The sequence below is a fragment of the Streptomyces sp. NPDC048643 genome, from assembly GCF_040650615.1.
Lineage (GTDB): Bacteria > Actinomycetota > Actinomycetes > Streptomycetales > Streptomycetaceae > Streptomyces.
In genome coordinates, this window is record NZ_JBEZHO010000053.1 from 11,703 (window position 1) to 34,989 (window position 23,287).

Genomic DNA, 23,287 nt, shown 5'->3' on the forward strand with positions numbered 1-23,287 from the left:
ATCGTCAGGCCGTGACACTCGTACCCGGGCCGTCACCGAGTGTTCGACCCAGACGCACACTTGCTCGGACCAGACCTTCCCGACACCGCCGGCCCGCGGCATGCCACGCCCCGGGCCGCCAGCGCCTTACGCGAGGCCGGTTCGGCGTCAGCGCTCCGACGCGGGACAACCGCCCTGGGGCAACGACCGTAGGGGAGCAACCGGCAGGGCACCGCCGAACCGTGGGGAGCAACGGCCCGGCGACTGCAAGCGCAATGAGGGCTGGGTGAAGGCGGCGTGGAGGGGTTGAAACACCGGATTGACGCGCGTAGCGCATCGGCGTGTGGTGCGGTTTCCTCAAAAACGCATCTCCAACCCCCCACCCTTTTTTGGAGAGTTCATGTTCCGTCGCACGGCGTTCGGCCTGCCCACCGCCTCCCTCGTCATCCTCGGCGTGTGCGCAGGAACGGCCCTGGCCGAGCCTCCCGCACCCCCCTCGACCACGACCGCACGCAGTGAACTCGCCGCCCTGACGGTCGCCGCACCGCACTCGATGGACGGCTACGCGCGCGACAAGTTCGCCATCTGGGCCGCCCAGCCCGACGGCTGCACCACCCGCCAGGACGTCCTCGCCCGCGACGGCAACAACGTCCAGGACCAGGCCGACAGCTGCCAGCCGTCCAGCGGCTCCTGGTACTCCGCCTACGACGACACCACCGTCACCGTTGTCGCCGACGCGACCATCGACCACATGGTGCCCCTCGCCGAAGCCTGGCGCTCCGGCGCCGACACCTGGACAGCGGATCAGCGCAAAGCCTTCGGCAACGACCTCAAAGACCCCCAGCTCCTGATCGCCTCGGAGTCCTCCAACTCTTCCAAGTCCGACAGCGGCCCCGCCGACTGGAAGCCCACCAACCACGCCTTCTGGTGCACCTACGGCAAGGACTACACGCACATCAAGTCGATCTGGAAGCTCACCACCACCGACGACGAGAAGACCGCCCTGTCCTTGATGATCGACACCTGCACCAACTGAGACCGGACGACCCTTGGCAAGGCCGCGAACCATCGGGCGGCCTGCAGCGACTCCTCACGCCACGGCCGTTGTGCGCGGCCGTGGCCGTCTGCGCCCCGACACTGCAAAACCCTCCAGCCCTACCGGCGGGGGAGCTCGGCGAGGGCGCTCAGATCCGCCGCAGACACGTGGCCGGGACCTGCCCGCCCCGCACTACACGCCACACCGATCCAGCACGGCCGCACTTGCGGTACGCCGGGCCCCGCTCCGTCCGCGCCATCGTCTCGACGCACGAGACCAGGACATCGCCGCGGTGTACGTAGTGGTCGACCGGGCTGTCCGGCTTGGCCACCGGGCCGTCATTCCAAGCAGGCCGCCGCACAGCGACCACCTCACCCGTGACTCTGTACTTCGTCGCGCACCGGGCCTTTGCCACCGCCGGCGGCTCAGATGTCAGAGCCACCGCCGAAGCTGTAGCGGCGGGCATGGACACAAAGACCGCCGCGGCAGCCAAGGAGGTCATGATTCCTCGCATCATGCCCGGACAACCACCGATGCCAGAAGGCGTCACGGGACATCCGCAGTGATCACTCCGATGCACGGCCGCCGGCCCACGATCCACACGCCCAGGCCCCGCGCGAACAGACCAAGAGCGCCGTCACACGAGAGCCCTTAACGGGAGTCCTGCCCGCACCGGGCAGCACCGAGGCTCTGCCACGACGTGTTCAGCTGGCTGAGACAGCCTTCGGCTGCGAAGAAGCGGCCGCGGTGTAGAAGACGGACGAGCCCTGCTTGGCGCGCTGGGCCTGGCTCTTGGCCACAAGGTTTTCCACCGTGGTGCGCACGACGGTCGTCTTGATGCTGCGGTCGGGGTGGGCCTTGGTCAGGGCCGTGGTGATCTCGGCGGCAGAACGCGGCTCGCCCGTCTGCTCCAGAAGGTCTCGCACCAGGTCGACCAGACTGGGCTGAGCAGCTGATCCGGAAGCGGGCTTGGCAGCCTTAGCAGCCGAGACCTTCGCCGGCGTCTTCTTCGGGGCCGCCTTCTTCGCCGCGACAGCAGCCGTCTTCTTCGACTTGCCCCGCTGCGAGGTGGTGGACGCCTGGTGCGGAACGGCTGGCGCCGTGACGGCAACAGGGCTCGAACCGAGCGCCTGCTGGATGTTCACCAGTACGCCGTGGTCGCGCTGCAGAGCGTGCAACTGCTCCTGCAACGCCTCGAGGTCGGCACTGATACGTGCCTGCTCCGTGGCATTGCGCTCAAGGTCGGACGCAACCTGCGTACCGTACTGCGCGGCCAATTCGGTTGTGGGGGACTGGACTTCGGTCATGGCATGGGCCTTTCTGTGGCGTGCTGGCACGAGGGCTCGGCACGCAGTTCGTGTCCCAGGAATGTGAAAGGGGGGAAGATGTGTCTGCGCTGAGCGGTAAACGCCAGCACAACACGTGTGGGTGCGACGCAGTAGTGATAGTACGCACATGGAAACTCAATTGGGTCCGTCAGGTGAGGTTCAGTGTCACGGCACTGGGACGATTAGCCGTTGAACGCATGGCAGATCAGTCCACGCACCGGCAGGAAGTCCCACCAATGCCAACTCTTGATGAGACTGTCGCTGACCTGCAAAGACAGGTGTTTGATGAGTTCCTCGCAACGCCTCTCCGGCGCTGCGAGGAAACTCGGTATGTGCGCGGTTCGCCTGGCCCCAGCCGCCTTGAACACCTCGGCAATGTTCTTCATCAGGTCAGGGCCGCTGTGGAACATCTGGCCGTCCCAAGGCCCTCTCGCTGGAGGGGTGCCCGGCCAGATCAAGTGCGTGCTCAAGATCCCAGGCGGCCATGCGCAAGCACCGGCGGCAAGCACGCGACGTACCGGGAAACCCCGTGATCACCGTGGCCGAATGCTTCGTGCCCAGCACTCCGCTCTCTGCCGCTTGTCAGTGTCGCGTCCTACCGTGGCGGAGAGGGCACGTCGCTTCAAAAAAGGCGGTAGCGGGTGGCGAACATCGTCTGGCACACAAAGCTGCGCATCCATCTCGACCTGACACTCGATGACCTCGGGCACGGGGAACACGAAGGCCTATGGGACATGGTCTACGGCATGGACCGCATGTACGCGGCCCGCGCTGTGCCCGTCGCGGAGCGGGACCTGCAGTGCGGAGGCGTGTGCCAGGAAGCCGGCGTGGTGGCACCCATGTACCTGCGCATGCGCAACGAACGTCGCGAAGCCGTCCATGAACGACGCGAGGACGAAGACCGCCACACCGTCACGATCAGCGACGAGCACAAGGCCTACCAGGAGCGGATCCTGCGGGCTGCGGAAGCAGGCGGATTCCGTGGCGACAGTGAAGTACGCACCCGGGTGGGCCGCAGCTGGATCCAGACCGACACGCTCATCGAAGGTGCCGACGGCCTCCGCGTCGGCTGGGAAGTCCAACTGTCAACCGCCGGCATCGACGGGCCCCGCAGTGTCCGCGCCCGCGCAGCCAAGGCACAGAGGAACGGCATCACCCCGGCCTGGCACACCGACCGCAATGACTACGCCCACCGCCACGACACGCAATGGACCCGCAGCAACAACCTCCCCGCTCACGTCATCGCCAAGACCGGCGACCTTCGCGTCGTCTCAGGCTTCCGCAAGCTGGACTTCTGGCACTGCGACCTCCACGCCGACCACCCATGCCCCTACGGTGTCCGCCGCTGCGGCAAATTCCACGCCACGCCCGTCCCCAAGGACATTCTCTTCGACGATCTGGTCCGCAACACCGCAGCCGGCGCCGTCGTGCCGGTCCAGTTCCGCACGCTCAACAAGACCCACCGGTTCTGGGCCACCTGCGCAGACCACGACCGCTACAACGACCTTCTCAGCAACGACGACCAGCTCCCCGCCGTCACTGAGGACGTGCGAACACCGTCAAGGGCCAGTCACAACCCCCCAACCTGCCGCCCCGACCTCACAATCACGTCGTCTGCGACGGCCACACCGACGACGCCCCAGATGCCCACGCCGACTTCCTCCGGCCTCTTGGCCGTCCAGCTCACCGGGCCGGCCCCGGAAACGACCGCCCCTCAGACCATCGGGGAGTCCGTGCTGGCCGGCCCTGGACGGAGCGCCGACGCGGGTCCCGAGTTACTGGAAACGCTCGTTGAACTTCAGCGTGCAGCCAACGCGGCACGGAACGCCCTTCAAGGGCTGAGCGATCGCCAAGAGCGTGAACGCCAACAGCACGTCCTGCTCGAAGCTGCCCAGCGCGCGCAAGCCGCCATCACGCGATACGCCACCTCCCAAGGCCTCAACCGGTTCGACGTCCAGCAGACCGTCCAAGGCGCAGCACGCGACACTCAGGCGTGAAAAGCGAGGCCACCCCCCGCCCCACCTGGCTGGCTGGCAGGCCGGGCACGGCGCAGGCAGGGCGGACTCATGCGCGGGCCTGTCATGCACCGTCGAGAATCCTGAGACCGAGCGGCGTGACAGCGTGAACGACGTTCTTCCCGCAACGGCGGCTGCTGACCAGACCTCCATCGCGCAATGCGTTCATCTGGTAGGTGAGGCTGGACTGCGCGATGCCCACGACACGAGCGAGATCCGTCGACGTGTATCCGCCGCAGGAATCACGGCCGGCAACAGCCTGCAGGATGGCGGCACGTGTCCGGCCGAGTAGCCGTGAAGCGCCCTTCCCACTGTCCGGGGCCAGGTGCCAGGCAGGCTTGGCCACCGGATACACCAGGGTGGGTGTCAGATCCGGATCGGCCAAGGCGGTCGGACGCCGCCAGCAGAAGAAGGACGGCACGAGAAGCAGGCCGCGCCCCCGCAGACAGACATCACGGCTCACCGGATAGTCCACCTCAAGGACCGGGTCGCGCCATCGCGCATACGGAGCCAGGCTCTCCAGAAGACCCTGCACACCGCCGCCGAGCAGGGACTGCGAGCGCAGATCGACGTCGACTCCCACCGGGCCGCGAATGCGCGCCAGATGAGGCCGCAGCAGAGTGTCGAAGTACGTGCGAAGCGCCCGGACGACTCTCGGAAGATCGACGGAGGCCACTCGCGGACTCACGACCGGCCCGCGCAACGCGGTCTGTCCGGCGTTCAGCCGTCCCACCTGGCTTGCCAGCACGCGCGCAGGCGTCGCTCCGATCGCGTCCAGCCCGGCCGCCAGATCACCGGAGGCGCCAGGGGTGAGAAGGTCAGGAATGTAGCCGGAGCTCGGCACGAGGCCGCGCAGCGGAGCCAACGCCACGCGCAGCCTTTCGTCGCGACGGATCCTGTCACGTGTCCTATCCCGCCACATGCCGAACTCCGCCCGTCCATCGTCCGTCTTTAATCGGCACAGACTGCAGACGATCTCCCACATGGGATCCGAGCTACGCAATACCCGGACGTTCCTCAAGTCATCGTCGGTGAAATGCAGACGGAGCATCGCTCTCTTCCCCCTGGGCGTATCAGGCACGGGGGGAGCCGCTTGCCGCGCACGACAAAGGCCGCTGCGTCCATCCCCACGGCAGCGCAGACCCCTTGATCCATTCTGGTGGAGCACCGGACATCGGGGGCGACCGAGGACTGAAGGGAATACTCAGCGATTCGATAACCTGGACTCTATGAGCCAACGGGTCCGCGTCGCCGAGAGGCTCAGAGAGCTGGTCGCGGGCAGCCTGCTCCGAGTGACCTGACCAACGTTCCTGGGCATGGTGATCACCATCCCTTTTGACAGGGCGACTGCGGCGCTCAGGGCCGCGCACAGACCTGCTGCTCCATGCTCCCGGCGTCCGCCTGTTCTGAGATCGTCAACAACGTGTGACGGCAACTCCGCAAAGCTCGAAGCGGATGAGACAGGAGCAACGTCCGGACGCATCCTGTTTCTGTCATCAGGCCCGGTACCTCAGGGCGCAGCGGAGCATCCCCGCCGGCTTTCTCCCCGGGGCAACCGCGCCCCGGACAAGGGAAATCGGCAAAGCCCTGCCGACCCGCTGCCTCGCCCGTCTTGGTGCCAGTGCGTGCAACGCCCCCGCCGAACAGGAACGAACCTCGAGCCGCTGTCAGGCCCACCGAGCCAGGCCCTGTGAGGCACCTCTGCACCGAAGTCGGAAACGGCACTCAGCGCCCCGCGCGAGGGCAGGGTGGTCTTTGAGCACGATCACGTCAGTGGCGTGGCAGCGGAGGACCAGAAGCAGCCCCTCGTCCGGCAGGACGACCCCGGCTTCCGGATCCTCGTCACTCTTCGACGGGCCTCGAAACGTGGGTGATTGCCCTGCGGCAGAACCTACGGTGAGACACCAAGGGGTCCACCGCAGCAACGGCGTGAGCTGCTTGCTCGGCGCGTCGGCCCGATGGAGAAGGAGCGGGACACCGGAAGGAAGCACTGCGGGCCCTCCTCACTCCTGGCAGAAGAACAACCGCAACAGTGGGTATGTTCGCCCAACTCGTCCGTGAGAGGTACATGGCATTGATGGACACGGTGGGAACAGGATCCCGCAGCCTTGCAGTACAGGCTGAACTACGTCGATTTATCCATGCGACCAACGACATCGAACAGGAAAATTGGGCGAAGCAGCTGGAACTTATTAAGACGCACCTGTCAGCATTGTTGGAGCGCGCGGGAATGCGCTACTTTCACTATGTAATCGATCAGCCTGCAGTCGACGCCGCAGCCTTCGAAGGTGTATCCACTGTCATGCTGTCCAGTTTTCCGCAGGAGTGGCGTATCTGGTGCGGCGAAAATGGCTTCGGTCACCATAATCCTGTTGTATATGAATCAATAGACAGGAAACTTCCCTTCAGCTGGTCCGAGCTCTCGGAATCTGTGAGGATAGGGGACCGAGATGTTCGATTCTTTGCCGAAGCTGAGCGGCACGGAATTCGCGGAGCCGTGACCTTTCCTATCCATCTGCCGCACGAAACGGCCGCCTTAACGGTAGTGCCCGAAAGCGTGCTCGGTGAGGTCGAAGATGACCAGATGCTCCATCTGCTGGCCTACTACCTTCATCTCGCGGCACGCCGACCGTTGTATGAGGTGGCCATGACTACACCCGGCCGTAGGCAGTCATTGCTTTCGCCGAGAGAAACAGAGGTTCTCGAGGGTACCGCGAATGGTATGACAACTTCGAGGATATCTGGCGAGCTCAACATATCGGAGAAGAGTGTCGAGTTTCATATGGAGGGGGCTAGGAGGAAACTGCAGAGTTCAAGCCGTGCGCATGCAGTTGCCAAAGCCGTTGCCCTGGGCCTGCTTCGAATCCTGTGATGTGCTCCGGCATGCAACCGCACCCGATTCCGCCCCAGAGAGGATCATTTATGGCTGAGATAGAAGATGCCATCACAAAAGGCTGGGCTGTTGCCCGGCGTGAGGATCCCCAGCCGACGGTCGCCTACTTCCGTGCTCTGCTCACCAGCCATCCTGACAGCCCGCAGGCATTGTTTGCCTACGCCAGCGCACTCGATTACGCCGGATGCGAAGGCGAAGCCGCTTTGGCTTACGAACAAGCATTTGCCGCCGGCCTTGAAGGAGACCAACTCCGCCGCGGGTTACTCCAATACGGCAGTACCCTACGTAATCTCGGGCGCGTCCACGACGCCGTCGCCGCCTTACGGAAAGCTGATGATCTTTTCCCTGGAGACGCTGCCGTGAAGGTGTTCCTGGCATTGGCTCTCACCAGCGCGAAGCGGGAACGGGAAGCCGTAGCGAATCTGATCGTGCTGGCCCTGGACCGTATACCTGGCGAGGAGCTCCAACGATACGACTGGGCGCTCCGCCAATATGCTGAAGCGCTTGGAAAATAAAACCTCTCATCGTGGTTGCTGGTCCCGGGAGAGTGCTTGGAGCACCTGACGCGCGGCCCATCGGGGACTGCAGAATCATCCGTCACAGACTCGCATCCGTGGCTTCTGCCGTATCGGGTGCGGATCGCTTGTCGTTCTGGGTGCCAGGCGAAAGGCCCGGAAAAATGAAGAGCAGCGTGGCAGTGATGAAAACTCCAGCTGCAATAACAACTTGCATGGCCTTGAAATCTACGAGTGCGATGAGGAGCGCGCCTCCGGCAATCGAGATGGCTTGCGGGGTGCTGGTTATCACGTCGAACGCGGTACTGACTCGACCCATCGATTCGGATGGTGTCCGCAGTTGCAGTTGTGTCGCCGAAGCCACGAACAGCCAGGTCAGTCCGCAATATGAAACCATCATGCAGCCCATTGTGAACGGGAGGCTCGGGATGATGAGTCCCAGCTGGCCCGTCGCAAACAGTGCAAGCCCGATGCACATGGTCCGAGTAATACTCCAACGAGAAACGATGAAGTTGCAGACCAGTCCCCCAAGGACGGCGCCCACGCCCTGCACTGATATGAGAATTGCTACGAACGAAATCGGACGATGCAGTCCATCCCTGACCAGCGCATAGATGTTGGTGGTGGGAATTCCCATAAACAGCAGACTGCCAGCGAGTGCTGCGGTCATGTTGCGTAGCGGACGATCGCGCCAAAGGTGGGACGCCCCGAGGAACGCCGATGTGAGGTGTCCTGTCGACTCATCCAGCGGCGCCTCTGGTTCGTTGATGTGCATCAGCAGCAGCGCAAGTACGAGCGGGATGAACGTGATTGCGTTGAACACGGCTACGGTTTTCAGGCCGCCCAGCCCGTACAGGCCGGCTCCGACCACAGGGCCCACCAGGCGCATGCTCTGAAAGATGGTCTGTATCAGGCTGTTCGCCGAACCAAGAAGGTACTCGGAGAGCATGCCCTTCAGGAGGCCGAGGAGGGCTGCGTCCTTGAGGAAGTGGCACAGGCCGCACACCACGGTAACCGCGTAGATGATCCAGACATCTTCCGTGCTGTTTACGAAGACCAACGTCAATACCAGTAGTGCTGTCACGATGAACAGGCAAATAAGGAATGGTTGCCTTCGTACCCGGTCAACGATGACACCACCCGCCGGCGCAAGAAGGGCGGGCAGGGCGATTCCCACATAACCAAGTCCGGCCGCGGTGTAGCTTCCAGTCAAATCGACAAGAGCGATTCCGAAGACAACCTGAAGGGCGGCGTCTCCTACCATCGAAAGAGACAGAGTCGCCAAAATAATCCGGAAGTCTTTTACCTTCAAGGCTGGGAACAACACATTTCTCCCAACTAGCGGCCGTCTCCGTGCTATCCATTGCCCACCCGTGCGGTGGGTGGACCCCCCAGCGCCCAGCCGCACAACTCGACTGGGCGCTGATGAAGCCTGTACACAGGCTCGGAGAGCATCGGCCTCGGAGTTCCGTGGAGCGCTCGGCAGGTGTCAGGGCTTGGGCGTCAGGATGCCGAGACGTGCCAGCGTCTTCGCTGCTTCCACCGATCGATGCGTATCGGTGCCCGGATAAACGTCGCCGGCGCGGACGAGAGTATCGGCGTCCATACGTTGCAGTGTGCTGGCGATGACTTCGGGGAGCTTCAGAGTCGTTTTGGCAGCAGTCCTGGCAGACTCGGACCTCAGCGTCATGCCACTGACGCTGACCAGCGTTTTTCCATTTTCGGTCTCCCCGAAGTGGATGTTGATTGATGCCTTGCGGGTCAGTGCGGTGTCGGCCTCGATCTGATCGATCGACGACAGTTCTTGAAGAACGCCCCCAGCGGGCGCCGTGCCGCCGTCCTCACGGCCGATGCCGATGAGTCGCTGTAGCTCTCGTTCGCCGTCGACTCCCGCTAACTTCTCCGTCAGCATTTCGATATTGCGTTTCAAATCGCCGGTGAGCGAACCCATCGACGACTCGTGCATGTAGGGGTAGGACCAGAAGTCCGAATCGTTGGCCGCGAGGTGCTGGACCACGGAAGCCAGGAGGTCGCTCCACCGCCTCGGTGCTACTTGGATGGTCAGATGGAGCGAAACGCTGTCGAGAGCCGGCGCGACATGCGGGGTGTTGTACGGCAGGTAAAGGACGTCGCCCGGTTCAAGATCGATCTCGAACGATGGCTCGCCGAGTTCTGCCATTTTGTACTGGCGTGAGTCTCCTTTTCGGATCTCCGGCGGCGCCCAAAGCTTCCAGTGTTTACGCCCCTCGAGTTGTATGATGAAGAGGTCACCGGGGTCGTAATGAGGATTGAATCCCTGCTGGCCGGCAGGGGTCAGGAACGCCACTGCATCGCTGCGGGTAGCGAAGCGTGTGCCCAGTTGGCTGCACAGCTCGCGCAGATTCGGACGATAGTGGTTCATCGTCGGCCAGGTGATCGACGCCCCGGCACGGAAATGTTCGTACACGTTGCTCGGGGTAATCGCGTCGGTGAGCATCTCGCCCTGAATCCGCTCAGTATGCGTGTACGACTCCGGCAGGACAAGGACACCGTCCTTCGCAAGCCGCAAATACGGCCTACGAATTGCTTGAAGATGCAGCAACTCGTCGAGTTCGGCGATGCTCAGAATCTTGCGGGGATCGACGGGCAGTGAGCGAGGCCTGTACATCAACTGCCGGTTGAAGTACTCGGAAAAGAACTGGCGCTCATCGCCGACGAGATCCTCAAACGTTGGTGTGTACATACGCGATTACCTCAATCGGTCGATTGGTGCTCGACAGAAGATTCACGTCACTGCGTGATTTTGCGCCACTGGTGGTGGGAGCCGGGAAATGCCGTGCACCCACCACCAATGGGCTCACCAGGTGTCAGTGGATACTGAACCCCTGCACCCGTCAGATGATGTTGGGGCCCCACTGCAGATCAACTGCGTGGTCAACAACCTCGATGTCCTCCATCTTCGGCACCTCCTCCCTCGGATAGACGGCAGACAACATGACACAGCAGAACGAATACTTAGACAACCTGTAATATTTCCCCTCGGATAAACCCCAGGGGCATCAAGGCCCTGACCGGCAGGCCGACTTCCGCCACCTGTCGAAATGGGAGAGCTTCCCTTTAGCGGAATCGGATCCTCTGCTTCAAGAAGAACGAAGCGGATACCGCCGGCCCACTTCAGGAAGCCCTCAGGAACAAGACAGTCCTGCGGCCGCCGACCATGTGCACCAAACACTCAGGCGGCCAACGAGAGCACGACCAAACGCAGTTCACGTGGCGGCGAAAGCCGCGCCGGGCACCGGGCGAGCCCAACCCGGGGACCATCGGCTTCGTTCGCAAGGCAGCACGGATGCCTCGACCCATGCGGCCAAGTACCAGGCAACAAAACGGCCGAGAAGCGAAGGGAGAAACACTCCGCAATTCGATAGCCTGCACTCTATGGCCGCCGGAGTCACACGTCGCCGAGACGTCCGAGAGCCGAGCCTGCACCAATTGCGTCTCTTCCTCGTGCTGGCGGAGGAACTGCACTTCGGGCGAGCAGCGGCGCGCATGTTCATCTCCCAACCGGCGCTCAGCCAACAGATGCGTGCACTGGAACAGCGTTTGGGCGTCCCCCTGCTCGAGCGCCGCAGCGGCAGACTGGCCCTCACACCTGCGGGCGAAGCCCTCGTCGAGCAAGCCGGAGAGGTACTCGCGGCGATGGCAAAGCTCCTCCGAGTCTCCGACACCCACGCCGGTACCGTACGAGGCAGACTGCGCATCGGATCCCTCGGCGCGGAAGCGGCCATGCCGCACGCGACGACAGTCCTGGACCGCCTGCGCAACCGCCACCCCCACCTCGAGATCGAAGTCCGCAACCTGAACTTCGTCGAGCAGTTCGACGCCCTCGCAGACGGCACCGTCGACGCCGCCTTCCTGCGTGCACCACTGCCCTCCGGCTTCCAAAGCATCGAACTCGCCACTGAGCCACGCGTGGTCTGCCTCCCAGCAGACGACCCACTGGCTCACGAAAGCGAACTCACCCTGGCCCAGATCGCGGACCGCACGATCGTCGACATGCCGCCCGAAGTACCGCGCCTGTGGTGGGACCACCTCACGATCAATCCACGCCCCGACGGAACCGGCGTGCGTTACGGCCCGGTGGTCCGGGACACCGAGGCCATGGTCCTCGCGGTCTTGCAAAAGCGTGCGATCACCTTCTTACCGGCCGCCGCGCGCCGTTTGTACCCGCGACCGGGCCTGACCTACGTGGATGCACCCGAACTGGGCAACTCGGTGTCCTGCCTCGCCTGGCTCCCGGCGATGCGGGACGTGCCCGCCGTCCATGCCCTGCGCACCGCGGCGCACCCAGGCGGTCCATCCCCGCGGTCGCTCACCGGCACCGCGCAGTTGTAATGGCGGCAATGCCAGATCCGTTGGGCAACTGACCTTCGGCAAAACGGGTTTCGGAGTCGAGACGGCAGCCTGGACATGCTCTTCCAGCTGGAGTCGACCGAGGCCCAGGTCACATCCTCATCACTGGGAGCTCCCGCTCTGAGGCCATCGGCTGGTGTCAGTGAGGTCCCGTAGCGTGAGGTCATGGTCGGTACAGGTGAGAACCCCAGCGGGCCTTCGACACCCAGCGCTTTCGCTGCAGGCATCCAGCCCTACTACACGCTCAACGCCGCAGCCCTGGGACAGCGGTACGGCAGCGTCTCCTTCGAGGACGTGCACGGCGGGGTGTTGGATCTCCTGCCGCAGGCCCCGGCCAGGGTGCTGGACGTCGGTGCCGGCACCGGGCGGGATGCCGCCGCGCTGGCCCGGCGCGGGTATGAGGTAGTGGCGGCTGAGCCGGTCAGCGAGCTGCGCCAGGTCGCGCAGCGCCTGCACCCGGACGCGGGCATCCGCTGGATGGCGGATGCACTGCCTGCACTGTCCCGCCTGGAAGGAACCTTCGATCTGGTGCTGCTGTCGGCAGTATGGATGCATCTGCCGCCAACGGAGCGGGAGCAGGCCATGGAGCGCCTGGCTGGGCTGCTGTCCGCGTCAGGCTTGCTGGTGGTGTCGCTGCGCCGCGGGGACCCGCCCACGGACCGGGTGATGTTCGACGTACCGGCCGAAGAGATCCTGCGGGAGGCAGCGCAGGCGGGATTGCGGGCAGTGCGTGTCGTGGAGGAGGGCACGGACCAGCTCGGCCGCGCCGAGGTGTGGTGGCAGACGGTCGTTCTGCACAAGGAGGACGCGTGAGCGGGCGCGAGTTCTACGCCCAGGACGCCTCGGTGCGCGCGTCGTGGCGGCTGGCGGTGCTGATGGGCGCCAACTCGCGCACCTACAAGTTCGCCCTCGGCCAGGCCTTGCTGGAGTTCGGGCGGGCGGGCCGAAAGGCCGTGCCCGTCGCCGAGTTCGCGGGCGCCTACAGTCTCGGCCTGGTCCGCCATCTGGCCCGGGACCCCCAGGCGCCCCACGCACAGGAGCGGGGAGAGAAGGACTTCCTGACCGTCGCTGAACAGGAAAGTGCCGCCACTCTGGAATCGGGCCACCCCACCGATCGGCTGCTGGCGGCCGCGGTGCACTCGATGCCGGGGATGGTGATGCAGAAATTCCACAACCTGCGCGGCGATACGGCCGTACCTCACACCTTCTACGAGCTGACCGGGAGAGGAAGGCAGCGCATGGTGCGCCTGACCCCCGACGTGCTCGGGCTGGCGCAGTCGGAGCACGCGGTTGGCCTGACGGCGGAGTTGGAGGCCCGCTGGAGCATCGTGGAAAGCTCCTTCGCCGCCGGTGTCGGACGGAGCCTGCTGGAGGAGGGAGTCGCCGTCGACTGGGACACACTGAAGATCACCGACAAGCGCCGCCGCCGCTCGGTGACCGGCATCGTCGAGGCCACGGCCGGGTTTCAGCACGGCCGCTGCCTGATCTGCCGAGATCTCCTGACCACGAGCGAGGCCATCGCGGTCGACCACGTCTTTCCCTTCTCCCTCATGCGCCGATTCGCTGGTGTCGGGTCCTGGCACGGCCCGGATCTGGACGCCCTGTGGAACCTTGCCCCCGCACACGCCGTCTGCAACGGAGCCAAAAGCGACCGGCTGCCCACTCAGGCAGAACTCGCCGGCCTGGCCGCCCGGAACGAGGCCATCATGAACTCGCCCCATCCGTTGCGCCGCACTCTGCAACTCAGCCTGAAGAGCCACCTACCCCGCCAAGGTGCAGCCTCCTGGGCGCAGTTCCTGCAGGCAGTCCAGGCGGCGATCTGAGGCGGATATGGGCGCTCCTTCCACCGGATCGGCTGTTTCGGGCCCGCCTTCCAGGCGTGCTCAGGCTGTCGTGCCAAGGATGGCCCCCAAGCCCTCCGCGTCCGCGCCTGGACGTGTGAGGCGTGCGCAGTGTTCCTGGACCGGCATATCAAGGCGTCACTCAATGTCGTCAAGTCCGCCGGACCGAAAGTGCTCCAACGGGCATTACTGGCAATCAAGTTCACCTAGTCCGACGGACTCGGTCGGCTCATGTCTGAGGCGGCTGATAGGGATGGGGCATGACGATCCGCGAACTCCAGGACACGCTGGCGCACTTCGCCCGCGAGCGCGACCGGGTGCAGTTCCACACCCCTAAAAACCTCGCCATGGCGCTCACCGGCGAAACCGGTGAAGTCCTCGAACTCTTCCGGTGGCTCACCCCCGAACAGTCCAATGCCCTCACCAGTCAGCCCGAGGGGGCTAGGGCCCTGCGTCATGAGTCGGCCGACGTCTTCGCCTACCTGCTGGGCCTGGCGGATGTGACCGGCATCGACCTTGAGGAGGCGCTGGCCGAGAGGATCGAGCTGAACCGGCACCGCTATCCCGTTGTCTTGGCCTACGGGTGTGCCGAGAAGTACACGAATCTGGGGGAGTAGCGGACGTGCGGATCTTCATGCAGCCCGCGCGGCGGTCGGACCGCATTGTCGAGCGGCACTACCAGGACACCATCGTCCGACCGGTCATCTTCGAGGAGCACGCCGACCTCTTGGACCCCGCGACCCTGCAGAGGCTGCGGCAGCTCTTCCCGGGTGGCAGCGCCCCGATGTGGGGGGTGATGCCGGGCAAGAACGGCGCCAATCTTCCCGAGATCCGCAAGATGGAGCCCGGATCCTGGGTGTTCTTCAGCGGCGACAAGCGCCTGTATCTGGGTGCCACCATCGCCGCGGCCTGGCGCAGCCCGCAGCTCGCCGAACGGCTGTGGGGCGCTGATCCCGACAGCGGTACGTGGGAGTACATGTACGCGCTGGCCGGCCTGCGCGACTTCGACACCCCCGTCGAGGAGCTGCGAAGCCTGCTGGGCTGGAAGGCGACCCGCAACATCATGCGCTTCCAGGCCGTCAACACCGCCGAGGCCGACGTCCTCGAGCGGCACTTCTCCCTGGAGCCGCACACCCCGCCGCCCTCGGGTGGACACGACCCTGCCGGGCGGCCGCCGGTGCTGGCGGGCGTGCACAGCGACACCGCCAGCGGCGAGGACCTCCTGAGCAACGAGGCGGACGTGGAGATGCTCGCGCAACTGGCGGCGGCCACGGTCACCACCCCGCCCTTGGCGGTCGCGCTGCTGGGCGAATGGGGAGCAGGCAAGTCGAGCTTCATCCGCCAGATGAGCAGCCGAGTCGATCAACTCGCCGCGCTCGCCGCCGAGGACCCCACGCACAGCGCATTCACCGCCACCGTCCGCCAAGTCCATTTCAACGCCTGGCACTACAGCGACGAGCAGGTGTGGTCAGGCCTGGTCGACCATCTCTTCCGCGCCCTGGCCCCCACCCCCGAACTGCAGACGCCGACTCCCGGCGCCGAGGCGACCGTCGAAGAACGCGAGCGTCGAGCTGCCCACCTGGCGCGGCTGGAGAGCGACCAGGAACAACTCGACACCCGACTCGCCCGCACCGCCCAGGAACGGCCGATCGGCTTCCTGTCCTTCACGGGCTCCCCTCTGGAGGGACCCCGACTGCTGTACACCGCCGGCCGCCTCGTGCTGCGCGACCTCGGGCACGGTCGGTGGGTCCTGGCCACCTGGCTGGCGGTCCTCGCCGGCACCGTCGGCGCCGGGCTGTGGCTGTCCAGCTGGCTGCCCCTGCTCCTGGGAGCCGTCGCCGGCCTCGTCGCCCCCGTCCTGCCCCTGTTGCAGGCCCTGAGAGCGTCGCACATGCGACACACGTCCCTCACCGGCCGACTCCGTGCCCTGCTGGAGAAGCACCAACGCACCCTGGCCGAGAACGTCAGCACGGCCCGTGCCCAGCTGGCCGAGGCGGATGCCGCCGTCCGGCTGGCCGACTTCCTCACCGAACGCAGCGCCCCCCAGACCTACGAGCACTACCGGGGACTGCTGGGCACGGTCCACCACGACCTGGTCCAGCTCGACGAGCGACTGCGCGAGGCCCGCGCCGAATGGGCCGGCGCCCACTCCCGGCAGCCGCCGCCTCTGGAACGCATCGTCCTCTACATCGACGACCTCGACCGGTGCCCGCCTGAACGCGTGGTGGAGGTACTGACCGCCGTGAATCTGATGCTCGCGCTGCCGCTGTTCGTCGTGGTCGTGGCGGTCGACCCACGCTGGCTGCTCACTTCACTCGAGCACCACTACCGGGAACTGTTCACTTCTCGCGACAGCACGCCCTGGGCCGACACCCAGGACACCGCCACCCCGCTCGACTACCTGGACAAGATCTTCCAGATCCCTTTCGCGGTACCGCCGACCACCCGGGAGAAGGCCGCACGCCTCATCCGCGCGCTGCTGACCACCCCCGACCTCCCCAGCCCCGAAGACCCGGCACAGCCGGCAGACCCCGGGGACCTGCCGGATGCGCAGGAGCCCGAATCACCGGCACCACAGGACGTCCCCGTCCCCGTCCCCGCCCCCGAACCGGAGTCGGCCGACGGCCCGACACCAGCCCCCGACACCGACCCCACCCCCGTCCAACTGCAGCTCGAAGAGACGGAGATTGCGTTCATGTCCCAGATGGGCGGCCTGACCCGCACCCCCAGAGCGGCCAAGAAGCTGGTGAACCTCTACCGCCTGGCACGCATCGGGGTCGATCCGGGCGACTTGGCCGCCTTCGTGGGAACGGAAGCAATTCCGGGCGAGCACCAGGCCGTCCAGATACTGTTGGCCCTGCTCGTGGGCAGCCCGGCCCAGGCCGCCACCGTCTTCCGGCACATCCTGGAGGCACCCCCCACCAGCAAGATCACCGAAGCGCTGCGCGACCTCCCCGCCGATGTACCCGCAGGAGCCCAAGTAGCCGACCTGATCGAGGAGATGACCACCGGTCGGCCCGTGCTCATGGATACCGCCGTGTACCAGCAGTGGTGCCCCAAACTGGCCCGCTTCTCCTTCTACACCCGCAACCTCACCGGCTGACCCGACAGCCGTGCTGCCTGCCCGGGATGCTCGGCGACCCCGGGCCATCCTCGAGGCCGGGCCACAGCTGCGGTCGGCTCGCAGGCCCCACCCGGCCACAGGTCTGGCCCGGGTGGGGCCGTGCCCGTCCGATCGGCACACGTCCTTGCTCTGCTGGGCCCCCCGAAGTCCGTCGGGGGCTTCGCGCTCGAGTGAGGCCAGCGAAGACCACTCCGGACCGCGTTGCGCCCTGACCACCACACCTGCCCGGGTATCGGACACCGGTACCTCGCTGATGTGACGGACCTTCCGGGCCGATGTGCTGAGAGTTCAGGTCCAAGCAACAGCTCCTGCGGCGCAGGGCTTGTGCGGACCGGTGCCACTGACGGGCTGGTCCTCGTCCCGGAAACCATGACTCCGCAGCCCGCGGATCCAGATCGCTGAGTGACCGAGAGGTCGTATGAGCGATTCGATAGCAGCCGTCCGACGCCGGTGCGTTGAGGGACGAGCCGTGCCAGGCCCTGCAGCAGATGATCGGCGCAGTAGTAGGCGACCTGAGGTGAGTTTTGCGCCGGGGCCGACTCGAGTTGTAATCGCAGTATTGATCAATCATCGAGACAACTACGCAAAAAGAACTACCTTATCGACTCCAGGATGACAATTTCGGCCAATTTTAGGCTGTCGGGTAGATCGAAACCGCATCACAGATGCCGTGGTGGCGCCGTTGGCGGCTCGCGATTGATTCGAATCCATGGATGGTTCAAATTGAAGATCCACCTGGTACTATTTCCGTTTCGATCCTAAAAAACGGAGTGCGGATACCTAGGCTGGGGGACCAATGGCGGACGCACGTGATCTTTTAGGAAGGTTGCCGACGGCCGGCCCCACACGAGGGGCCAATCGCAGAAAGGTGCTGCTCGCCGTGGCGATCAAGTCGGGTACCCAGGCCGACATCGCGCACCGCACTCTCCTCTCGCAGGCCACGGTGTCCGCTGCTGTCCGCGAGCTCGCGACGGCCGGCTTGATATCCACTGCCAAGGACCGCGGCAAGGTATGCCTGTCACCGCTGCACGACGTCGGCGTGGGCGTTCACCTCGGCTTCAACCACACCACCGTGGTCGCCCGTAGACTCGACAAAGAGTTCGATCAGGTGACTTCGCAGGTCAGATCCGAAGGCGTCAGCAGGGGCTGGCAGCGGGCGCTACCCGACGTCAAGCAGATGATCGAGGAAGCAATCGAGGGAACGGGACAGCAGCGATCCCATGTTCTCTCACTCGGCATCGCCGTACCACGGATGATCAACCCGCAAACTGCCGAGTTCACCCTGCCGATCTTGCCTCCCTGGCGCGAGGGTGACGACCCGGCAGGAGATCTCGGCTCCTGGCTGGGGGTACGAGCACTCATTGACAACGACGCCAACCTGGGCGCGTTGGCAGAGCAGACCTACAGCACACGCGAGCACGCCGAAACGGTTGTTTACGTGAAGGCGTCCACCGGCATCGGGGCCGGGATCATCGTGCACAACAACGTGCTGCGCGGCCATGGCGGGATGGCGGGAGAGATGGGCCATCTCACCGTGGATCCGGACGGCGCGGTCTGCCAGTGCGGCGGACGGGGCTGTCTGGAAACAGTGATCGGTGCCGATGCGTTGATCGCGCAGGTCCGTGCCGCGCGCGCCAGGAATGGTGCACCCCCGCCGGAGACGCTGGAGCAGGTCATCGTGTCCGCCAACGCGCACGATGCGGTGTGCATGCGGGTGATCCATGACGCCGGTAGACGACTTGGCCACTCCCTCGCTCAACTGTGCAACCTGCTCAACCCTGACCTCGTCGTCATCGGCGGTCAGCTCGCGCAGTCGCAACTGCTGTTGGAGGGCTGCAACGAGTCGTTGCGACGCTTCGCGTTGCCCGGCGCAGTCGCTGCAAGTTCCAAGTTCGTCCTGGGCCTCAGCGAACTGGGTACCCAAGCCGAAGCGCAAGGTGCCCTCGTTCTGGGACTTCGCGGGCATGAGCACTCCGGTGGCACCTAGGGTCTGCACCCTGCTTTTCTTGAGCGTGCAGCCCGCCCGCGGGGAGAGTCTGCAGAGCATCTCGATAGTCCAACCTCGGAAGCGGACCGCCGCACCTTCGATATGACGACAAGATCTCTGTTCCGCTGCAATGCCCCTTCAAATGAGTGATCAATGATCGTCAAGTGTGCCGGAAAGGGGGTGCGCGGACAGGACAGTGAGCCCGGGGAATCTTCGCCCTGTGACGCTCCCGACTCGCGAAATGGCAGGCCGGGGCAATGGCGGCGCGCGGTCCATTTAGGCACCAGGCGCGGCTCGGAGGTGGCACACTTTGGGGCTCGACGTGCCTGAGCGGCCGGCCCTTGCGCCCTCCGTTCGGGTCCTTCTTTCCGGGGCAGTTGCTGCCCCTGACCCGAGGCGGCCCCCATGACCTACAAGCCTACTGTCGTATCCCCGGACGGGGGTTGCGGAAACACACCGCAGTCGGCAGGGAATGGCACACACCTGACCCCGGGTGGCTCAACAGACTATGAGCCTCCGATGCTGGTCGACCTGGGCCACGTCCGTGAGGTGACATTGGGCAGTTCGCCGAGTGGAAACGCCGACGCCAACGCCCAATACTATTACTGATACCACAGGCCGTTGTCATGCCCAGCTATGAGACACCCGCAGCGCTCGCGGACGTCTGCACACCTCCTGCCCCGCCGCATTCACAGAGCCCCACCATTGCCGCAGTCTTATCACCCGCCCCGTCCCCGCCGCCTAACTGGGCCACCAGAGTGTGGCCAGATGAACGGCTGCTTTGGTCCTGGGGCACTTGGCACCCCGGTGAAGTGCGCACCGCCCAGTGCGCGCAGGTGCGAGTGGTCGCGGTCGGCCAGTGTCTGGCAGACGATGCAACGATGCGTCAGGACCTGCAGCGCACGGTGAAGGACGGTTGCTGGGAGCGGCTGACGTATTGGCCCGGTGCCTACCTGCTCATAGTGCTTCCGCCCGACGGCGGTCTCACCGCGTACACCGACCCGGCGGGACAATTTCCCCTCTATTACGCGCAGTATGACGGCCGCACAGCTCTGTCAACCCGGGCCGGGACCGCTGCGGCACTGTCGGGTACAAGCGGCCAGGCCGATTCGACCGTCCTCGCCGCGCACATTGTCTGCCCCGGGGTTCCTGAACTCACCGAAGGGCGCACGGCGTTCGCCGGCGTCCGGCAGCTCGGAGGCGGACAGGCGCTGAGGGTTGAACCCTCGGGCGCTCTTCAGCGTTGGACGTACGAGGATCTCAAGCCCGACCCTGATGCGCGGTTTGTGGACAGCGCAGCGCAACTGCGGTCGGCGCTGACCCGAGCTGTGAGACTGCGCAGCAGCGGCGCTCTGCGGATCACCTCGGACTTCAGCGGCGGAATGGATTCCACTTCGCTGGCCTTCCTGACGGCCCGTACGACCGGGCGTCCGCTGGACGCCTTCGTCTACCACTATCCCGATGGTGCGGCGGGCGACCTGGAACATGCTCTGGCCTACGCCGCACAGGCCTCCTCGATTCGCCTGGCAGTCGTCCAGGGCAACGAGACCGCACTGCCTTACAGCGACATGCACCATCAGGGCCCCACGGACCAGCCCGACCCGGCAGCGGTGATCGGGGCGCGGCTACGGCTGCGACTCGAGCGCATCTCACAAGGCGGCCGCAGTATCCACTTAACGGGAGAAGGCGGCGATGCCCTGCTGGCACCACCGCCCTCGTATCTCGGTGACGTCGCAGCCACTGTCGGGCTGCGCCGACTGCTGCGCGATGCAGGTGCGTTGGCCCGGATGCGCCAGCTGTCTCCCTGGAAGGTGGGCCTGCGAGCCCTGCGCCTGACGCACACATCGGTGCAGAAGGCGATGAGAGATCTGGCCGGGCAACTGGAAGAGCCTCTGCAGCATCCGGCGCAATGGACAGATGCGGTGGCCTGGTGGCCGGCCCCGGGACCCGAGACGGCCTGGCTGACCACCAAAGCCCGCCGACACTTGGCCGAACAGGCCCAGGAGTGCTCCCGTTCGGCTGGCACTGCGTCCGCGCCCACGACAGCCGGCCATCGCGCGGCTCTGTGCGAGCTTCGCAACTCAGCTGCCGTGCAGGCGCAGTTCGCAGAGGCAGGGCGGCCATTTGGCATCTGGCCGCAGGCCCCCTTCCTGGACAGCGAGGTCGTGCGGGCCTGTACACGGCTTGCCCTGCCGTGCAAGGCCGATCCGTTCGCCGCCAAACCCCTGTTGGCAGCTGCGCTGACCGAACTGGTCCCCGGACCGGTGCTGCAACGGAAGACCAAAGGCGACTACTCGGCCGAGGACTATCGAGGAGCCCGCAGGTCGGCGGCACAAATCAAGGAACGGCTCGCGCGATCGCCACTGGCAGATCTGGGGATCATTGAGCCGTCGCGAGTGATCACCTCGCTCGACCGGGCGGCCGCCGGCCTCCCGATTCCGTTCCCGGCACTCAACCGCCTGCTCGGCGTGGACATGTGGCTGGCAAGCCGTGACAGCGGAAAGAGCCAGCCATGACGCAACTGCACAAGCCTGAGCATGTCCGCGTGAGTGCCTCACCGCATGGCGGCGGTGTTCTCCTGGACGTGCGTTCCGGGCACTGCTTCGCCATGAATCCCATGGCCCAGGCGCTGTGGCAGGAATGGTGCCGTAGCGGAGACTTCGACGCTGCGGTCCTGCTGCTTGCACGCCACCACCCAGCCTGGTCCTGCGACCAGCTCCGTCGTGACGCTCGCAGGCTCGCCGACGAGCTGATCAGCCGGGGGCTTCTTGTCGCTTCGGTGCCAAAGACGACGACCGGTGCGGCGCGGAGCCAGGAACATGAAGTCCCGGCGAGAGCATCTTCGGCTCATGCAGCGATCCCACCGCAGACGCCGCCCACGAGGACACCAGAGCGCGGTTCCCTCAGTTCACCCGAAGGCGCAGCCCTTCCCGCGGCAGGCCAGAAGACCATGGCTGCTTCTCCCATAGAAGCGCAAGACGTCCGCGTGGCCGGCGCTGTCTTCGCGGTGGCCCTTGGGCTCTTGGGTCTCCTCGCTGCTCTCCTTCTGATCCGGCTTCCCATGGCAGCGGTGTTTCGCACGGTCAGTTGGACGACCCGCACGTGGTGCAGGCGCGAGGCGACGCCACTTCAGGCGACAGCGTCACTCAGAGCGGTGCGGCGAGCGACTCACCTCTACCCCGGTCGTGCCGCATGTCTTGAACTGTCACTCGCCACAATTGCCGTGCTGGCATTCGCCGGTCGGCGTGCTGTGTGGTGCATCGGCACGGCCGATGACCCCTACCGCTTCCACGCCTGGGTGGAGGCGCAGGGAGTTCCCATCACGTCGCCCGGCGAGTACGGACACGCTGAATTCCGCCCGGTCCTCTCCGTGTGATCACGCCCTGCCAGGCCGGACCCCGGAACGGGCGTCGTCCGTGATCCCCGTTCAATTTGCACCCGTCTGACATCGTGGAGTTCTTGCTACCGGATAGTTTCAAGAGCGCTGCGGAGAATGAGAGCAGATTGCCCTTCATCGGCCGGGCTTTGTGCGCTAGCCTGACAAAGTGAAAGGGGCGCCCCCCGGTCTCCCGGAGGCCGCCCCAGTGGAGGGATTAGCGCTTCCCTCAGACGCGCGGCAACAGCGCGTCGAGCAACGTCGTGTCACCGTGTCCAGGAGTCGTCACACTCAGGATCACGAGGACAAGGACGATGATGGCCACTCGCACGTGCTGCCAACGCACTGAGATCGAGCAGCGGGTGGTCATCGTCATCTTCATGCCCATCTGACTTCACCTCCATCTCTACGCGAGCCGGCCCCCGTTTCGAGGAATACGGGAATGCGGCATCGACTCCGCGTGCAGACCAGTGTTCCCTCCAACTGGCCTGAAGACAATGGCCTTTGGCGGAGTCGCAGGGCAGCCAATTCGCCCCAGATGAGACAGTCGGCCGACTGAATGTTTCAAATTGCTGGAGTCCGGCAAGGAGCGAATACTGTCGGGCGGCGAAACGAAAAATGAGACCGCTCTCCGACTGGACCTTCCCCAGTGTCGGTGCGCCAGGGGCGGAGCCTCACGCCTCTGGTGCACCTGGTGGGCCGCTCTTCGTTCTCAATTCACCTCATGGCCGCACCGAGACGTCTGAATCGAAGGCGTATTGAGGGTGCTTGCGCGCCAAACCCATCGAATAACGTCACGCGCGA

General features: G+C 65.1%; 21 protein-coding genes. 15 read left to right on the top strand and 6 right to left on the bottom strand.

Annotated features, from left to right (window positions below; translation table 11 throughout):
• The first annotated feature begins 379 nt into the window (after positions 1–379).
• The gene (locus tag AB0C62_RS34780) at positions 380–1,015 is read left to right on the top strand and encodes a DUF1524 domain-containing protein (protein ID WP_362980121.1); all 636 of its coding nucleotides are present in this window, start codon (positions 380–382) and stop codon (positions 1,013–1,015) included.
• A gap of 377 nt (positions 1,016–1,392) precedes the next feature.
• The gene (locus AB0C62_RS34785; protein WP_362980123.1) at positions 1,393–1,581 is read left to right on the top strand and encodes a hypothetical protein; all 189 of its coding nucleotides are present in this window, start codon (positions 1,393–1,395) and stop codon (positions 1,579–1,581) included.
• 138 nt (positions 1,582–1,719) lie between these two features.
• Here AB0C62_RS34785 and AB0C62_RS34790 read toward each other — a convergent pair whose 3' ends face one another.
• Positions 1,720–2,322: a hypothetical protein gene (locus tag AB0C62_RS34790; protein WP_362980125.1), complete on the bottom strand. Its 603-nt coding sequence runs from the start codon at positions 2,320–2,322 to the stop codon at positions 1,720–1,722.
• 203 nt (positions 2,323–2,525) lie between these two features.
• Entirely contained in the window at positions 2,526–2,753 is a 228-nt protein-coding gene (locus tag AB0C62_RS34795) for a hypothetical protein (protein ID WP_362980127.1), read from the bottom strand.
• Positions 2,754–2,984: 231 nt separating this feature from the next.
• Between AB0C62_RS34795 and AB0C62_RS34800 the strand changes: the two genes are divergently transcribed.
• Entirely contained in the window at positions 2,985–4,340 is a 1,356-nt protein-coding gene (locus tag AB0C62_RS34800; RefSeq protein ID WP_362980129.1) for a hypothetical protein, read from the top strand.
• 82 nt (positions 4,341–4,422) lie between these two features.
• Here the strand turns inward: AB0C62_RS34800 and AB0C62_RS34805 are convergent, their stop codons facing one another.
• Positions 4,423–5,409 (bottom strand): helix-turn-helix domain-containing protein, encoded by a 987-nt coding sequence (locus AB0C62_RS34805; protein WP_362980131.1) that lies wholly within the window; start codon positions 5,407–5,409, stop codon positions 4,423–4,425.
• A 1,017-nt stretch (positions 5,410–6,426) separates the two neighbouring features.
• On the opposite strand from AB0C62_RS34805, the gene AB0C62_RS34810 reads away from it, so the two are divergent.
• Entirely contained in the window at positions 6,427–7,230 is an 804-nt protein-coding gene (locus tag AB0C62_RS34810; protein ID WP_362980133.1) for an autoinducer binding domain-containing protein, read from the top strand.
• 50 nt (positions 7,231–7,280) lie between these two features.
• Positions 7,281–7,766 carry a tetratricopeptide repeat protein gene (locus AB0C62_RS34815; RefSeq protein WP_362980135.1) on the top strand — a complete coding sequence of 162 codons (486 nt, stop codon included), beginning with the start codon at positions 7,281–7,283 and terminating at the stop codon, positions 7,764–7,766.
• Between the two features lie 82 nt (positions 7,767–7,848).
• Here AB0C62_RS34815 and AB0C62_RS34820 read toward each other — a convergent pair whose 3' ends face one another.
• Entirely contained in the window at positions 7,849–9,093 is a 1,245-nt protein-coding gene (locus AB0C62_RS34820) for an MFS transporter (RefSeq protein ID WP_362980137.1), read from the bottom strand.
• 162 nt (positions 9,094–9,255) lie between these two features.
• A complete protein-coding gene (locus AB0C62_RS34825; RefSeq protein WP_362980139.1) occupies positions 9,256–10,488 on the bottom strand; it encodes a cupin domain-containing protein in 1,233 nt (410 codons plus the stop codon).
• Positions 10,489–11,180: 692 nt separating this feature from the next.
• Between AB0C62_RS34825 and AB0C62_RS34830 the strand changes: the two genes are divergently transcribed.
• The 10 genes from AB0C62_RS34830 (at position 11,181) to AB0C62_RS34875 (ending at position 22,483) form a co-directional block, all read left to right on the top strand.
• Positions 11,181–12,137, top strand: coding sequence for a LysR family transcriptional regulator (locus AB0C62_RS34830; RefSeq protein WP_362980141.1), 957 nt, complete (start codon positions 11,181–11,183; stop codon positions 12,135–12,137).
• 183 nt (positions 12,138–12,320) lie between these two features.
• Positions 12,321–12,968, top strand: a complete 648-nt coding sequence (locus tag AB0C62_RS34835; RefSeq protein ID WP_362980143.1) for a class I SAM-dependent methyltransferase — start codon at positions 12,321–12,323, stop codon at positions 12,966–12,968.
• Complete coding sequence (locus AB0C62_RS34840; protein ID WP_362980145.1) at positions 12,965–13,978, top strand: HNH endonuclease; 1,014 nt, start codon at positions 12,965–12,967, stop codon at positions 13,976–13,978. Before AB0C62_RS34835 ends, AB0C62_RS34840 begins: the two co-directional genes overlap by 4 nt.
• A gap of 27 nt (positions 13,979–14,005) precedes the next feature.
• Positions 14,006–14,206: a zinc ribbon domain-containing protein gene (locus tag AB0C62_RS34845; RefSeq protein ID WP_362980198.1), complete on the top strand. Its 201-nt coding sequence runs from the start codon at positions 14,006–14,008 to the stop codon at positions 14,204–14,206.
• Positions 14,207–14,256: 50 nt separating this feature from the next.
• Positions 14,257–14,613: a nucleotide pyrophosphohydrolase gene (locus tag AB0C62_RS34850; protein WP_362980146.1), complete on the top strand. Its 357-nt coding sequence runs from the start codon at positions 14,257–14,259 to the stop codon at positions 14,611–14,613.
• 5 nt (positions 14,614–14,618) lie between these two features.
• Positions 14,619–17,099, top strand: a complete 2,481-nt coding sequence (locus AB0C62_RS34855; protein WP_362980148.1) for a P-loop NTPase fold protein — start codon at positions 14,619–14,621, stop codon at positions 17,097–17,099.
• 901 nt (positions 17,100–18,000) lie between these two features.
• Entirely contained in the window at positions 18,001–19,107 is a 1,107-nt protein-coding gene (locus AB0C62_RS34860) for an ROK family transcriptional regulator (protein WP_362980150.1), read from the top strand.
• A 405-nt stretch (positions 19,108–19,512) separates the two neighbouring features.
• Positions 19,513–19,716, top strand: coding sequence for a lasso RiPP family leader peptide-containing protein (locus AB0C62_RS34865; protein ID WP_362980152.1), 204 nt, complete (start codon positions 19,513–19,515; stop codon positions 19,714–19,716).
• Between the two features lie 17 nt (positions 19,717–19,733).
• Positions 19,734–21,623, top strand: a complete 1,890-nt coding sequence (locus tag AB0C62_RS34870) for an albusnodin/ikarugamycin family macrolactam cyclase (RefSeq protein ID WP_362980154.1) — start codon at positions 19,734–19,736, stop codon at positions 21,621–21,623.
• A complete protein-coding gene (locus tag AB0C62_RS34875; RefSeq protein ID WP_362980156.1) occupies positions 21,620–22,483 on the top strand; it encodes a lasso peptide biosynthesis B2 protein in 864 nt (287 codons plus the stop codon). Before AB0C62_RS34870 ends, AB0C62_RS34875 begins: the two co-directional genes overlap by 4 nt.
• Positions 22,484–22,712: 229 nt before the next feature.
• Here the strand turns inward: AB0C62_RS34875 and AB0C62_RS34880 are convergent, their stop codons facing one another.
• Entirely contained in the window at positions 22,713–22,871 is a 159-nt protein-coding gene (locus tag AB0C62_RS34880) for a hypothetical protein (RefSeq protein ID WP_362980158.1), read from the bottom strand.
• Between the last annotated feature and the right edge of the window lie 416 nt (positions 22,872–23,287).

What these genes read in the sequence shown, in the direction of transcription:
- AB0C62_RS34805 (WP_362980131.1), bottom strand. Translation starts at nt 5,409, where the DNA reads ATGCTCCGTCTGCATTTCACCGACGATGACTTGAGGAACGTCCGGGTA.
- AB0C62_RS34880 (WP_362980158.1), bottom strand. Translation starts at nt 22,871, where the DNA reads ATGGGCATGAAGATGACGATGACCACCCGCTGCTCGATCTCAGTGCGT.
- AB0C62_RS34835 (WP_362980143.1), top strand. Translation starts at nt 12,321, where the DNA reads ATGGTCGGTACAGGTGAGAACCCCAGCGGGCCTTCGACACCCAGCGCT.
- AB0C62_RS34790 (WP_362980125.1), bottom strand. Translation starts at nt 2,322, where the DNA reads ATGACCGAAGTCCAGTCCCCCACAACCGAATTGGCCGCGCAGTACGGT.
- AB0C62_RS34850 (WP_362980146.1), top strand. Translation starts at nt 14,257, where the DNA reads ATGACGATCCGCGAACTCCAGGACACGCTGGCGCACTTCGCCCGCGAG.
- AB0C62_RS34865 (WP_362980152.1), top strand. Translation starts at nt 19,513, where the DNA reads ATGACCTACAAGCCTACTGTCGTATCCCCGGACGGGGGTTGCGGAAAC.
- AB0C62_RS34795 (WP_362980127.1), bottom strand. Translation starts at nt 2,753, where the DNA reads ATGTTCCACAGCGGCCCTGACCTGATGAAGAACATTGCCGAGGTGTTC.
- AB0C62_RS34870 (WP_362980154.1), top strand. Translation starts at nt 19,734, where the DNA reads ATGCCCAGCTATGAGACACCCGCAGCGCTCGCGGACGTCTGCACACCT.
- AB0C62_RS34780 (WP_362980121.1), top strand. Translation starts at nt 380, where the DNA reads ATGTTCCGTCGCACGGCGTTCGGCCTGCCCACCGCCTCCCTCGTCATC.
- AB0C62_RS34815 (WP_362980135.1), top strand. Translation starts at nt 7,281, where the DNA reads ATGGCTGAGATAGAAGATGCCATCACAAAAGGCTGGGCTGTTGCCCGG.
- AB0C62_RS34825 (WP_362980139.1), bottom strand. Translation starts at nt 10,488, where the DNA reads ATGTACACACCAACGTTTGAGGATCTCGTCGGCGATGAGCGCCAGTTC.
- AB0C62_RS34810 (WP_362980133.1), top strand. Translation starts at nt 6,427, where the DNA reads ATGGCATTGATGGACACGGTGGGAACAGGATCCCGCAGCCTTGCAGTA.
- AB0C62_RS34875 (WP_362980156.1), top strand. Translation starts at nt 21,620, where the DNA reads ATGACGCAACTGCACAAGCCTGAGCATGTCCGCGTGAGTGCCTCACCG.
- AB0C62_RS34830 (WP_362980141.1), top strand. Translation starts at nt 11,181, where the DNA reads ATGGCCGCCGGAGTCACACGTCGCCGAGACGTCCGAGAGCCGAGCCTG.